General features: G+C 63.6%; 14 protein-coding genes. 6 read left to right on the forward strand and 8 right to left on the reverse strand.

Annotated features, from left to right (window positions below):
• Position 1: 1 nt before the first annotated feature.
• The 4 genes from gmhB (at position 2) to gloA (ending at position 2,796) form a co-directional block, all read left to right on the forward strand.
• Positions 2 to 553 (forward strand): D-glycero-beta-D-manno-heptose 1,7-bisphosphate 7-phosphatase, encoded by a 552-nt coding sequence (gmhB, locus tag P9239_RS15825; protein ID WP_309752478.1) that lies wholly within the window; start codon positions 2 to 4, stop codon positions 551 to 553.
• A 30-nt stretch (positions 554 to 583) separates the two neighbouring features.
• Positions 584 to 1,357: a lysophospholipid acyltransferase family protein gene (locus P9239_RS15830; protein WP_309752480.1), complete on the forward strand. Its 774-nt coding sequence runs from the start codon at positions 584 to 586 to the stop codon at positions 1,355 to 1,357.
• An 88-nt stretch (positions 1,358 to 1,445) separates the two neighbouring features.
• Complete coding sequence (locus P9239_RS15835; RefSeq protein ID WP_309752481.1) at positions 1,446 to 2,324, forward strand: SprT family zinc-dependent metalloprotease; 879 nt, start codon at positions 1,446 to 1,448, stop codon at positions 2,322 to 2,324.
• An 85-nt stretch (positions 2,325 to 2,409) separates the two neighbouring features.
• On the forward strand, positions 2,410 to 2,796 hold the full coding sequence (gene gloA / locus P9239_RS15840) for a lactoylglutathione lyase (RefSeq protein WP_309752483.1): 387 nt from the start codon (positions 2,410 to 2,412) through the stop codon (positions 2,794 to 2,796).
• Positions 2,797 to 2,863: 67 nt separating this feature from the next.
• Here gloA and P9239_RS15845 read toward each other — a convergent pair whose 3' ends face one another.
• A complete protein-coding gene (locus tag P9239_RS15845; RefSeq protein ID WP_309752485.1) occupies positions 2,864 to 3,499 on the reverse strand; it encodes an FCD domain-containing protein in 636 nt (211 codons plus the stop codon).
• A gap of 190 nt (positions 3,500 to 3,689) precedes the next feature.
• Here P9239_RS15845 and dgoD point away from each other — a divergent pair, with 190 nt between their 5' ends.
• Positions 3,690 to 4,838 (forward strand): galactonate dehydratase, encoded by a 1,149-nt coding sequence (gene dgoD, locus P9239_RS15850; protein ID WP_175939507.1) that lies wholly within the window; start codon positions 3,690 to 3,692, stop codon positions 4,836 to 4,838.
• Between the two features lie 6 nt (positions 4,839 to 4,844).
• Here the strand turns inward: dgoD and pabB are convergent, their stop codons facing one another.
• The 5 genes from pabB to grpE form a co-directional block, all read right to left on the reverse strand.
• The gene (pabB, locus tag P9239_RS15855; RefSeq protein WP_309752489.1) at positions 4,845 to 6,644 is read right to left on the reverse strand and encodes an aminodeoxychorismate synthase component I; all 1,800 of its coding nucleotides are present in this window, start codon (positions 6,642 to 6,644) and stop codon (positions 4,845 to 4,847) included.
• Between the two features lie 22 nt (positions 6,645 to 6,666).
• The gene (gene dnaJ / locus P9239_RS15860) at positions 6,667 to 7,803 is read right to left on the reverse strand and encodes a molecular chaperone DnaJ (RefSeq protein ID WP_309752490.1); all 1,137 of its coding nucleotides are present in this window, start codon (positions 7,801 to 7,803) and stop codon (positions 6,667 to 6,669) included.
• 267 nt (positions 7,804 to 8,070) lie between these two features.
• Positions 8,071 to 10,023 (reverse strand): molecular chaperone DnaK, encoded by a 1,953-nt coding sequence (gene dnaK, locus P9239_RS15865; protein WP_309752491.1) that lies wholly within the window; start codon positions 10,021 to 10,023, stop codon positions 8,071 to 8,073.
• A gap of 180 nt (positions 10,024 to 10,203) precedes the next feature.
• Positions 10,204 to 10,599 (reverse strand): thioredoxin family protein, encoded by a 396-nt coding sequence (locus tag P9239_RS15870; RefSeq protein ID WP_309752495.1) that lies wholly within the window; start codon positions 10,597 to 10,599, stop codon positions 10,204 to 10,206.
• 19 nt (positions 10,600 to 10,618) lie between these two features.
• On the reverse strand, positions 10,619 to 11,209 hold the full coding sequence (gene grpE, locus P9239_RS15875) for a nucleotide exchange factor GrpE (RefSeq protein WP_309752497.1): 591 nt from the start codon (positions 11,207 to 11,209) through the stop codon (positions 10,619 to 10,621).
• Positions 11,210 to 11,573: 364 nt separating this feature from the next.
• Here grpE and P9239_RS15880 point away from each other — a divergent pair, with 364 nt between their 5' ends.
• Positions 11,574 to 11,735 carry a hypothetical protein gene (locus P9239_RS15880; RefSeq protein ID WP_175939501.1) on the forward strand — a complete coding sequence of 54 codons (162 nt, stop codon included), beginning with the start codon at positions 11,574 to 11,576 and terminating at the stop codon, positions 11,733 to 11,735.
• Here P9239_RS15880 and P9239_RS15885 read toward each other — a convergent pair.
• The gene (locus tag P9239_RS15885; protein ID WP_309752500.1) at positions 11,707 to 12,114 is read right to left on the reverse strand and encodes an RNA-binding S4 domain-containing protein; all 408 of its coding nucleotides are present in this window, start codon (positions 12,112 to 12,114) and stop codon (positions 11,707 to 11,709) included. The two genes, P9239_RS15880 and P9239_RS15885, sit on opposite strands and share 29 nt — an antisense overlap.
• A 25-nt stretch (positions 12,115 to 12,139) precedes the next feature.
• Positions 12,140 to 13,207 carry a ferrochelatase gene (gene hemH / locus P9239_RS15890; protein ID WP_309752503.1) on the reverse strand — a complete coding sequence of 356 codons (1,068 nt, stop codon included), beginning with the start codon at positions 13,205 to 13,207 and terminating at the stop codon, positions 12,140 to 12,142.
• Between the last annotated feature and the right edge of the window lie 116 nt (positions 13,208 to 13,323).

Below are 13,323 nucleotides of genomic sequence, written 5' to 3' on the forward strand. Positions count from 1 at the left end.
CATGAACAGACGACTCGTGATTCTGGACCGCGACGGCGTCATCAACGTCGATTCCGACGCGTTCATCAAGTCGCCGGACGAATGGGTCGCCATTCCCGGCAGTCTCGAAGCCATCGCGCGGCTGAATCAGGCGGGCTATCGCGTGGCGATTGCGTCGAACCAGTCGGGCATCGGGCGCGGTCTTTTCGACATGGCCGCGCTCAACGCCATGCACCAGAAGATGAACCGCGCGGCGGCGGCGGTGGGCGGACGCATCGACGCGATCTTCTTCTGCCCGCATACGGCCGAAGACCAGTGCGATTGCAGGAAGCCGAAGCCCGGCATGCTGCAGCAGATCATCGACCGTTTCGAGATCGATCCGGAAGACACGCCCGTCGTCGGTGACGCCCTGCGCGATCTTCAGGCGGGCGCGGCGCTCGGCTTTCCGGTGCATCTCGTGCTGACCGGCAAGGGCGAAAAAACGCTGGCGCAAGGCAACCTGCCCAAAGGCACGCAGGTTCACAAGGACCTGCGCGCGTTCGCGCTCGACTTTCTCGCGCTGCATCAAGACTGACCGCTTTCCGTCACGCACTCTCGGGGCTTCATGCGCTTCATCCGTTCTCTGCTGCTGATGCTGTACTTCGTCGTGTACACCGTGCCGTACGCGACCGCCTGCTTCATCGCGTTTCCGTTCATGCGCGCACACAACCGCTACTGGATGGCGGCCGGCTGGTGCAAGTCGACGATCGTCGTGCTGCGGTATCTCGTCGGCATTCGCTACACGATACAAGGCATGGAGAACCTGCCGAATGGCCCCGCGGTGCTGCTGTCGAAGCATCAATCCGCGTGGGAAACGCTTGCGTTTCCGGCCCTGATGCCGCGTCCGCTCTGCTATGTGTTCAAGCGTGAGCTGCTGTACGTGCCGTTCTTCGGCTGGGCGCTCGGTCTCTTGAAGATGGTGCACATCGACCGTTCGCAGGGCCGCGACGCGTTCGCGTCGGTGACGCGGCAAGGCCGTGCGCGCATGGAAGAAGGCGCGTGGGTCATCATGTTTCCGGAAGGCACGCGCACGCGCGTCGGCGCGCAAGGCAAGTACAAGACGGGCGGCGCGCGCTTCGCCGTGGCCACGGGCGCGCCTGTCGTGCCCATCGCGCATAACGCGGGGCACGTCTGGCCGCGCAATTCGTTCATGAAATATCCGGGTATAGTCACGGTGTCGATCGGCAAGCCCATCGACACCGCCGGTCTCTCGCCCGAAGAAGTGAATGCACGCGTCGAAAGCTGGATCGAAGCGGAGATGCGCCGTATCGACCCGCTTGCATATGCCACGCCGGGCGACGCGCCGCATCGGGCCGGCGCTGCGGGTGCGGGCCGCTGACGCGGCCTCGCACTCGATAAGTCAGAGCCGCGGCGTGCCTTACTCGTTCCTGTCGTCATTTCTGCGCCGTGAGCGCAAAGCCGAGCCGATGCAGAAGACTCCCTCGCGACAGCGCCCCGCCGTCGCGCTCGATACCCTGCAACTCGATCTCCCGTTCGAGCATGCGCCCGCCGCCGCGCCCGCGCCGCTGCGCGGCGAGCTTCCCCCTTCCGATGCGACCAAGCCCGCGCCGCTGCCCGAAGGCGTGCGGCTGCGGCGCATCGTGCTCGGCGCGCGTGCGCTCGACTATCGCTTCAAGCGGTCGGCGCGACGCACCATCGGCTTTTGCATCGACGCGACCGGACTCACGATCACCGCGCCGCGCTGGGTGACGATCGCGGACATCGAAAGCGCGATCGTCGACAAGCAAAGCTGGATTCTGCGCAAGCTCGCCGAATGGCAAACGCGCGTGGAAGAGCGCGCGCTGCCGCGCATCGAATGGAAGGACGGCGCGCAGTTTCCGTTTCTCGGCAAGACCATTCGCGTATCGCTGAACGCGGCCGCGAGCGCGCTTTCCTTCGATGCTGAGACCAACGTGCTGGCGCTCGCCCTGCCCGCGCTCGCCGACGCGCAGCAGATCAAGGACCGCGTGCAAAGCTGGCTGCAAAGCGAAGCCAAGCGCATCTTCGGCGAGCGGCTTGCGGTGTACGCGCAGAAGCTCGGCGTCGAGTTTCGCGCGTATGCGTTGTCGTCGGCGGCGACGCGCTGGGGCAGTTGTTCGAGCGACGGCAAGATACGCCTGAACTGGCGGCTGATCCATTTCCCGATGTCGATCATCGATTACGTGGTCGCGCACGAACTCGCGCATCTGCGCGAGATGAACCACAGCCCGCGTTTCTGGCGCACCGTCGAATCCATCTTTCCGGAGTTCCGCGAGGCGCGGCATACGTTGAAGCATCATCCGCCGGACCTGTTGCCGACCCTGTGAGCGCGTGTCGAGGGCGAACGGTACAATTTCGGATACCCCGCAATTGCGGCTTCGAGCCGCCGTTCAACACAACAGGAACCTCACCATGCGACTCCTCCACACGATGCTGCGCGTCGGCGACCTGCAGCGTTCCATCGATTTTTATACGCGCATTCTCGGCATGAAAGTGCTGCGCCAGAGCGAAAACACGGAATACAAGTACACGCTCGCGTTCGTCGGCTACGGCGACGAAAGCGAGCACAGCGTGCTCGAACTGACGTACAACTGGGGCGTCGAGAAGTACGAGATGGGCACGGCGTACGGCCACATCGCGCTCGAAGTCGATAACGCGGCGCAAGCCTGCGACCGTATCCGCGAAGCAGGCGGCAAGGTCACGCGCGAAGCCGGCCCGGTGAAGGGCGGCAAAACGGTGATCGCGTTCGTCGAAGATCCGGACGGCTACAAGGTCGAGCTGATCGAAAAGCATTCCTGATCGCTGATTCGGCGACAAGGCAAGCGCGCCGCGACGTTCGTCACGGTGCGCTTTTTTTCGCCTGCCGTCAGCCTTCGATCCGTCCGCGCGTCACACCGAGCAGACCGGCCATCGCGCGACGTGCGGCGGCGGCGTCGCGTGCGGCGATGGCATCGAACACGGCCGTGTGTTCGGCCAGCGACGCGTTGAATACGTCGGCGCGCTTCGCATTCAGCCGCAACTGCCCTTCGAGCGTTCGCGCGATCAGTGCGCCCAGCGGCACCAGCAACTCGTTGCTGCATGCAGCCAGCACGCACAAGTGAAAGTCCAGATCGGCGCGCACCCATTCGTCCACGTTGCGCGCGTCCGACATCGCGCGATGCGCGCGTTCGAGCCGTTCCAGCGTGCTCGGCTCGTGGTTGGCGGCGGCGAGCGCGGCTGCGTAAGGCTCGATCATCTCGCGCATTTCCTGCAGCTTGAGCGCGAAGACCATGGGCGGCGCGACGCGCGAATACCAGTCGAGCATGTCGGCGTCGAGCAGATTCCACGCGTCCTTCGGGCGCACGCGGGTGCCCACTTTCGGCCGCGATTCGACGAGCCCTTTCGATGTCAGCGTGCGTAGCGCCTCGCGCAGCACAGTGCGGCTCACGCCGAAGCGTTCCATCAAGTCCGCCTCGCGCGGCAATGGCGAGCCGGGCGCGAAATCGCCGCGCAATACTGCCATGCCCAGTTCGTGCGCCACGCGGCCATGCAGATCGCGGTGAATGGTGAACTCCTCGTCGCTCTTGTTGATTCGGGCGTGATTATGCGGGAACGGGCGCTCCGTCCCAAGCCGGTTTGCGTCAATAGTACTATTAATAGGACCAGAGCCGCCGCTTTTTGCTACTATGGAGACCCTTGCTGGAGACGCTCCCATGAAAATCACGAAACTTGAAACCTTCATCGTTCCGCCGCGCTGGTGCTTCCTCAAGATCGAAACCGACGAAGGCATCACTGGCTGGGGCGAGCCTGTCGTCGAAGGCCGCGCGCATACGGTGGCCGCCGCCGTGGACGAGCTTGCCGACTATCTGATCGGCAAAGATCCGCGTCATATCGAAGACTTGTGGCAGGTGATGTATCGCGCGGGCTTTTATCGCGGCGGCCCGATCGGCATGAGCGCGATTGCCGGCGTCGATCAGGCGCTGTGGGACATCCTCGGCAAGCATCACGGCGTGCCGATCCACGCGCTGCTCGGCGGTCAAGTGCGCGACAAGATCAAGGTGTATTCGTGGATCGGCGGCGACCGGCCGAGCGATGTCGCGAACAACGCGCGTGCGGTCGTCGAGCGTGGTTTCAAGGCCGTGAAGATGAACGGCTCCGAAGAGCTCCAGATGATCGACACGTTCGACAAAGTGCAAGGCGTGATCGACAACGTGCGCGCCGTGCGCGAGGCGGTCGGCCCGAACGTGGGCATCGGCGTGGATTTTCATGGACGCGTGCACAAGCCGATGGCCAAGGTGCTGGCGAGAGAACTCGATCCGTTCAAGCTGATGTTCATCGAAGAGCCGGTGCTCTCGGAGAACGTCGAGGCGCTGCGCGATATCGTCAATCAGACGAGCACGCCGATTGCGCTCGGTGAGCGGCTGTATTCGCGCTGGGACTTCAAGCACATTCTCGCGGGCGGCTACGTCGATATCATTCAGCCGGACGCGTCGCACGCGGGCGGGTTGACCGAATGCCGCAAGATCGCGTCGATGGCGGAAGCCTACGATGTCGCGCTCGCGCTGCATTGCCCGCTGGGCCCGATTGCGCTCGCGACCTGCCTGCAAATCGATGCCGTGAGCTACAACGCGTTCATCCAGGAACAGAGCCTCGGCATTCACTACAACACGGGCAACGATCTGCTCGACTACATCAAGAATCCCGAAGTCTTCAAGTACGACGACGGCATGGTGTCGATCCCGCAAGGGCCGGGACTCGGCATCGAGGTCAATGAAGAGAAGGTGCGCGAGATGGCGAAGGTCGGGCACCGCTGGCGGAATCCGGTGTGGCGTCACGCGGACGGCAGCGTCGCCGAATGGTGATTCGCTTTAGCGTTTGAGCCGTGCTTCGACCGCGCCGCGTAGCGCATTGCTGAGAAGCAACGCTTCGGCGCGGTCGAGATCCTGCGCGGTCAGCGTGCGTTCCGACGCGCCGAGTTCTTCCATCAGCACCGCGCGCATGACGCCCGGCAGCACGCCGGCGCTCAAGGGCGGCGTCCACCACTTACCGTTCAGCTTCACAAACACGCTCGAACGTCCGCCTTCGCTCAGTTCGCCGCGCTCGTTCGTGAAGAGCATGTCGAACGCGCCTTCGGCTTCGGCGGCTTTCCACGCGCGGTCGTAGTCGGCGCGGCGCGTCGTTTTGTGGCGAAGCAATACATCGCCGGATGACTGCGGTGCGAAGCCGCGCTCGGCGGCCAGAAGCACATCCACCGTTTCCGACGGCAACGGCGCGAGCGGCGCGCTCGTCAGCGTAAGACGTCCGCTCTTGTCGAGCGCGATGCGCAAGCGATACGGCGTGCCCGCTTCGAAGCTCGCGCAATGCTCGGCGACTTGCGCATCCAGAGCGCGCTCGTCGAAAGGAAAGCCGAAGTAGGCTGCGCTCTCTCTGAGCCGCGCGACGTGACGCACGTAATGACGCACGCCTTCGTCCTGCGTGGCGTAAGTCGTCTCGAAGAGTTCGAAGCCGAGGTCCGCGCCGGTGAGGAACCGCGCCTTCAGCAAACACTCTTCGTACTCGCTGGCGGCGACGCTATCCAGCACGATGCCCGCGCCAATCCCGAGCACGCCGCGCTTCTGATCAGCGTCGATGACAAGCGTGCGAATCGCAACGGAGAGACAGAAATCGCCGCTGTCATCGAGCCAGCCGATCGCGCCGGTATAGAGTCCGCGCGGCGTGCTCTCGAGTTGATCGATGAGTTGCATCGTGCGGTACTTCGGCGCGCCGGTGATCGACCCGCAAGGAAAAAGCGCCCGCAGGATCGCCGCGAAGCTCGTGTGCGGCGCGACGCGCGCCTCGACGGCCGACGTCATCTGCCACACGGACGCATACGGCTCCACGGAGAAAAGCGCCGGCACATGCACGGAGCCCGTCACCGCGACGCGCGAGAGATCGTTGCGTAGCAAATCGACGATCATCACGTTCTCAGCGCGATTCTTCGGATCATCGTGAAGCGCGGCGGGGTCTGAGTCACGCGGCGCGGTGCCTTTCATCGGCTTCGCGCGCAGCACGTCGCCATGCTTCTCGACGAAAAGCTCCGGCGAACATGACACGACCGCGCGCCCGTCGGGCAACGCGATTAAAGCGCCGTATCTGACCGGCTGCCGCGCCCGCAGCCGTCGATACAGCGCGAGCGGCGGGCCGAAAACGTCGAAATTCAGCCGAAACGTGTAGTTGACCTGATACGACTCGCCTTCCTGCAGCGCCTGCTTGATGTCAGCAATCGCATGGTCGAATTCATCACGCGTGATGCTCGGCTCGATGCCGCCGACGCCCGCGACTGAAGGCTCGGCGCTTTTTGCATCCTGCGACGCGAGCCATTCGCTCGCCTCATCGCGTGAAAGCAGCGCGCACGAGCGGAACATGAGCACGCGCAGCGCGTGATCGCCGCCGCGTCCGACGCTGCCGAACTGGAAATTGCGCCCGAACTCGTAGTCCGCGACGACGACTGCATGCAGTCCGCTTGTCAGATCGCGTTCGACGACGGCGCAGACAGCATCGAGTTCGCGCCCGTCTTCGCACACAAGTTCGTGCGAGAAGTCCGCGTACAAACGACTCGACCGCCTTTCGGCGGTCGCTTCGCAATCGTCGAGCAGCGCGAACACCGCGCTGCGTGCTTCGATCTTCATGGCAATGCTCGTATCGACTGTATCAGTCGAAGAAGCTCTTCACGCGGTCGAACCAGCTTTTGCTCTGCGGGCTATGCCGCGCGCCGCCTTCGGTCAGCGACTTCTCGAACTGCTTGAGCAGGTCGCGCTGCTGATCGGTGAGCTTGACCGGCGTTTCCACCTGCACGTGCACGTAGAGATCGCCCGCGATGCTCGAACGCAAGCCCTTGATGCCCTTGCCGCGCAGACGGAACGTCTTGCCCGACTGCGTGCCTTCGGGCACGGTGAAGCTCGCGCGTCCCGCGAGCGTCGGCACTTCGATCTCGCCGCCGAGCGCCGCCGTGGTGAACGGAATCGGCATCTGGCAGTGCAGATCGTCGCCGTCGCGCTCGAACACGGAGTGCTGCTTGATGTGGATCTCCACATACAAGTCGCCGTTCGGCCCGCCGTTGATGCCCGGCTCGCCGTTGCCCGCCGAACGGATGCGCATGCCGTCGTCGATGCCCGCCGGAATCTTCACTTCCAGCGTCTTCGTTTCCTTCACCTTGCCCGCGCCGTGGCAGTTGCCGCACGGGTCCGGAACGTAGGTGCCGCTGCCGTGACACTTCGGACACGTCTGCTGGATGCTGAAGAAGCCTTGCGACATCCGAACCTGGCCCTGGCCGTGACACGTCGGGCAGGTTTCCGGCTTCGTGCCGGGCTTCGCGCCCGAGCCGTGGCAGACGTTGCAGTTGACCCAGCTCGGCACGCGAATTTGCGTGTCGTAGCCGTGCGCCGCCTGCTCCAGCGTGATCTCCATGCTGTAGCGCAAGTCCGCGCCGCGATACACCTGCGGCCCGCCGCGACCGCCGCGCGCCGCGCCGCCCGCAGCCTGCCCAAAGATGTCGCCGAAGATATCGCCGAACGCATCGGCAAAGCCGCCGAAGCCTTGCGCGCCCGCGCCCGCCATGTTCGGATCGACGCCCGCGTGACCGTATTGATCGTACGCGGCGCGCTTTTGCTGGTCGGAGAGCATCTCGTAGGCTTCCTTCGCCTCCTTGAAGTTCTCTTCCGCCTTCTTGTTGTCCGGGTTGCGGTCGGGGTGATACTTCATCGCGAGCTTGCGATACGCCTTCTTGATCTCGTCGTCGCTCGCGTTCTTCGCAACGCCCAGAACGTCGTAGTAATCCCGTTTCGCCATGTCGGTTCCATGCCGCCGCGGAGTGACCGCGACGGTTCCTCTCGAATGCTTCGGACCAAACGGCCCGCGCGTAACCTCTGACGCCTCGCCAAAAATCGGCTCTCGGCAAGACGCCCCAAAAAAACAATGTGCCCGGTCGAGCCGTTCGGCTCGCCAGGCGCGTTTCACGTCAGACGCTCAACGCGTCCTGCCGCGGTTCTTTCGCGCGAAACCTCATCGCAAAAAAACCGCGAGCGCGTGAACGTTGCCATCCACGCGCCCTGCGGCTTAGTCCTTCTTCACTTCCTTGAAGTCGGCGTCGACGACATCGTCATGCTGCTGGCTCGCGCCAGCCGATGCCGCTTCCGCGCCGGCCGCACCGGCAGCCGCACCCGCCGCGCCTTGCTGCGCCTGCATGTCGGCGTACATCTTCTCGCCGAGCTTTTGCGATGCGGTAGCCAGCGCCTCGATCTTCGCTTCGATCGTCGCCTTGTCGCTCGACGTGTTCTTCAGCGCCTCTTCGAGTTCCTTCAGCGCGGCTTCGATCTTTTCCTTCTCCGAAGCGTCGACCTTGTCGCCGTACTCGGCAACCGCCTTCTTCGTGCTGTGGACCAGCGCGTCGCCCTGATTGCGGGCATCGGCCAGTTCGCGCAGCTTGTGGTCTTCCTCGGCGTTGGCTTCGGCGTCCTTCACCATCTTGTCGATTTCAGCGTCCGTCAGACCCGAGTTCGCCTTGATGGTGATCTTGTTTTCCTTGCCGGTCGCCTTGTCCTTCGCGCCGACGTGCAGAATGCCGTTCGCGTCGATGTCGAAAGTCACTTCGATCTGCGGCACGCCGCGCGGTGCGGGCGGAATGCCTTCGAGGTTGAACTCGCCGAGCAGCTTGTTGCCCGCCGCCATTTCGCGCTCGCCCTGGAACACCTTGATCGTCACGGCGCTCTGGTTGTCGTCCGCCGTCGAATACACTTGAGAGTGCTTCGTCGGGATCGTGGTGTTCTTGTTGATCATCTTCGTCATCACGCCGCCGAGCGTCTCGATGCCGAGCGAAAGCGGAGTCACGTCGAGCAGCAGCACGTCCTTGCGGTCGCCCGAGAGAACCTGACCTTGAATCGCGGCGCCCACGGCCACGGCTTCGTCCGGGTTCACGTCACGGCGCGGTTCCTTGCCGAAGAACTCCTTCACCTTCTCCTGCACCTTCGGCATACGCGTCATGCCGCCGACGAGGATCACGTCGTCGATTTCGCCGACCTTCACGCCCGCATCCTTGATGGCGGTGCGGCACGGTTCGATCGTGCGCTCGATCAGGTCTTCCACGAGTGCTTCGAGCTTCGCGCGGGTGATCTTCAGGTTCAGGTGCTTAGGACCGGAAGCGTCCGCCGTGATGTACGGCAGGTTGATTTCGGTCTGCGCCGTGGACGACAGTTCGATCTTCGCCTTCTCAGCCGCTTCCTTCAGGCGTTGCAGCGCGAGCACGTCCTTCGACAGATCGACGCCCTGCTCCTTCTTGAACTCGCTGATGATGTAATCGATGATGCGCTGGTCGAAGTCTTCGCCGCCCAGGAACGTGTCGCCGTTCGTGGAGAGCACTTCGAACTGCATTTCGCCGTCCACATCCGCGATTTCGATGATCGAAATGTCGAACGTGCCGCCGCCCAGGTCGAACACGGCGATCTTGCGGTCGCCCTTTTCGGCCTTGTCGAGGCCGAACGCGAGCGCGGCTGCCGTCGGTTCGTTGATGATGCGCTTGACTTCCAGACCGGCGATGCGGCCCGCGTCCTTGGTGGCCTGACGCTGGCTGTCGTTGAAGTACGCCGGAACCGTGATGACGGCTTCCGTCACCGGCTCGCCGAGGTAGTCTTCAGCGGTCTTCTTCATCTTGCGCAGCACTTCGGCCGAGATTTGCGGCGGCGCGAGCTTCTCGCCGTGCGCTTCGACCCATGCGTCGCCGTTGTCGGCCTTGACGATCTTGTAGGGCATCAGGCCGATGTCCTTCTGCACTTCCTTCTCTTCGAAGCGGCGGCCGATCAGGCGCTTGACCGCGTACAGCGTGTTGCGCGGATTCGTGACCGACTGACGCTTGGCAGGCGCGCCGACGAGGATCTCGTTGTCATCCATATACGCGATGATCGACGGCGTGGTGCGCGCGCCTTCCGAGTTCTCGATGACCTTGACCTGATTGCCTTCCATCAGCGCCACGCACGAGTTCGTGGTGCCGAGGTCGATGCCGATGATTTTGCCCATTTTTTATACTCTCCTAGCTTTGATCGCTTTGGCGCTGCGGCCGGGGAACGCCGGCTTTTGCGGCCGATTCAACGGGCCGAACGCCCAAAATTCATACCTGTACGCAAGATAAGAGCGCCGGTTTCGTTTTCAAGACCCTGAATCCAATGCGGTCTATAACTTTTTTGCGCCCGGCTCGCGTCATTCCTTTGCTGCCGCCGCGCGGATTTTCTCGCGCGCCGCCGCGACTGCCGCCTGGAACTGCGCGAGCCCGTGCCAGCCGGTCGCACGGCCCAGCCGCTTGCCGCGGTGGAAGAAAAACCACGTCGGCACGCCGTGCAGCATGAAGCGGCGGCCCAACTCGCGATGCTCGTACACGTTGCTATGGAACCACTTCAGCCCGAGCGCGCGAATGGCCTCGGGCTGCGCGAGCATCGCTTTCTTCGCGATTTCGCAGTTGAAGCAGTCGAGGCCCCAGAAGAACACGACGGCCAGTTCGTCACCCGCCGACGCCAGCCCAGCGTCGAAGCCGGCAGCGTCCAGTTCCTGCATGTCGAAGACAGAGAAAGCGGTGGAATCGACGGGCACGTTGGCCATGATCGCGAACCTCGCGGGCTTACTTCGGCGCAGCGACGGTGACGAGCGCCGGACGCAGCACGCGGTCGGCGATGATATAGCCCTTCTGCAGCACCGCGACGACCGTGTTCGGCTCCTGATCGGCCGGCACCATGGAGATGGCCTGATGACGATGCGGGTCGAACTTCTCGCCGACCGGATTCAGCGCGACGACGCGGCCCTTTTCCAGCGCGCCGGTCAACTGGCGCAGCGTCAGTTCGACGCCTTCGCGCACCTTGGCGAGGTCGGTGGATTGATCCGCGAGCGCGGCTTCGAGGCTGTCGAGCACCGGCAGCAGGTTTTCCGCGAAATTTTCGATAGCGAACTTGTGCGCCTTGGCCACGTCTTCCTGGCCGCGGCGACGCACGTTTTCCGTTTCGGCCTTGGCGCGCAGGAATTCCTCCTGAAGCGCGGCCACGCGAGCCTGGGCTTCCGCCAGTGCGGTTTCGGTGGCTTGAGCGGCAGCTTCCGGTGTGGCGCTGCCGTCGGCGGCGGCCTGCGTGCCTGCCTGATTGGAGTCGGCGGCCTGGCGCGCGTTTTCGTCGGCGGGCGTGGGGTTCTGGCTCGCTGAATTCTCTTGCGTGTTTTCCATGTCGCTGAATGTCATTACCGTGAATGGATGGATCGGGAATACCGCCGGTCATCAAGCGGCCGACGCGCTTCCTCGCGCTAGCTGCCGAAATTGGGGCAGCGGAAAAGTTTTCAAGGCTTTGTCAGATCAAAATCTGAACGTCAGTGTGCCAGTGCGGGCGCGCGCGAAATAAGCGGTAACGGACGTTTCGCCGCATCGCGTAAATTGAGATTGAGGGAATGCAACGGCTCACCTACACTTCGTTTGAGCACCGCAGGACGCACGTTTACCCTAATCCTACGATTGCTTCAAACCGCTTACGCGTCGCCACTTTCCTGATCCTCGCGCGGTCGTACGGCCGCCTTTCCCGCTTTCCGGGGGTACCATGAAACTGACCTTTGCCATCGCGGTGGTCGCACTGGTACTCGTCGCGGGAACCACGACCATCTGCATGTCCGGCGCACTGACCGCCCGTACCACCGAGTACGGCGGCGTGCACGCGACGGTCGAAGAATTCTTCAATCCGAACCTGAAAATCTGTCGATGATGCGGCGGTCGCGCTTGGTCGGCCTGCCCTGCATCTCGGCCGCCGGCTCGCGGAAAGTCTTGCGCCGTTCTGCTTCGGCAAGACGCTTGGTGCGGCCTTCGTCCGTCTCGGCATAGAGCGTCTGCGCCACCGGCGCGGGCCCGCGCACGTCGCAAAGCCCGAGCACCTGCACTTGCCACACGACCCGCTCGATATCGATCTCCACGATATCGCCCACGCGCACGTCCTTGGACGGCTTCACGTTCGCGCCGCCGATCCTCACCCGGCCTTTCTCGACCGCGTCGCTCGCGAGCGAACGCGTCTTGAAGAAGCGAGCTGCCCACAGCCATTTGTCGATGCGCAGACGCGCGCCCGGTTCCGTCGTGATCTTGTAATTCATGGCGATTCTCGTGCGATGAGCGGATTCAGGCCGCTACCGTCACTGGTTGCGCGGCCTGTACCGGCCATCCTTGCAGATGTTGTGCCGCGATCTCGCCTAGCGCCTTGATCCACGCCGGCGACGCGTTCAGGCAGGGAATGCGATGGAATTGCTTGCCGCCCGCCTTCAGGAATTCGTCGCGCACTTCCATGCCGATTTCCTCGATGGTTTCGAGGCAGTCCGCCGTGAAGCCCGGGCAGAACACGTCCACGCGCGCGACGCCGCCCGCGCCCAGTTCCGCGAGCGTTGGCGCGGTGTACGGCTGAAGCCACTCCGCGCGGCCGAAGCGCGACTGGAACGTCACGCGGCATTCCACGGGCGTCAGCCCCAACGCCGACGCGAGCAGCGAGCCCGTCAACTGGCATTGGTCGTGATAAGGGTCGCCTAAGTCCATGGTCCGCTTCGGGACGCCGTGGAAACTCAGCACCAGTTTGTCGCCCGAGGCGAAGTCCGGCTGACCGTGCTGCCGCCAGTAGTCGCGGACCTGCTCGGCGAGCGCTGCGATATAGGCCGGATGATCCGCGTAGTGGCGAATGGTGCGGATCTCCGGCTGATTGCGCACGCGCTTGAGCGCAGTGAAGGCGTCGTCGAAAGCGGTGGCCGTGGTCGACGACGAATACTGCGGATACATCGGCACGAACAGAATGCGGTCGGCGCCTTCCAGCTTCAGCTGATTCAGCATGGCGCCGATGCCCGGCGTGCCGTAGCGCATCGCGTAGTCGACGATCACGTGATAGTCGTTTGCCGCGAAAAGCCGCCGCAAACCTTCGACCTGCCGTTCCGTATAGACGCGTAACGGCGAGCCTTCAGGCATCCACACTTGGGCGTACTTTTTAGCCGATGCCCGCCCGCGAAACGGCAGGATGATGCCGCGCAGAATGATTTGCCAGATGAACGACGGGATTTCGACGACGCGCGGATCGCTCAAAAATTGCGCGAGATATTTGCGCACCGCGCGCGGCGTGGGCGCGTCCGGCGTGCCGAGATTGATCAGCAGCACCGCGACACGATGGGAGGCGCTGGGCTGCGAGGGCAACTCGAGGTCGAAACGCATAGGGCAAGGCAGCCGAAAGTCATCGAAAGGTGAAGGCCATTATAGCGGCGCGTTCCGACGCAGAGCATTGGCCGAACGGCCGAGTGGCGGCGCCGTCCGAGGCGCGGCAAGATGCC

Origin of the sequence: Caballeronia sp. LZ062 (genome assembly GCF_031450785.1) — a bacterium.
Taxonomy (GTDB): Bacteria; Pseudomonadota; Gammaproteobacteria; order Burkholderiales; family Burkholderiaceae; genus Caballeronia.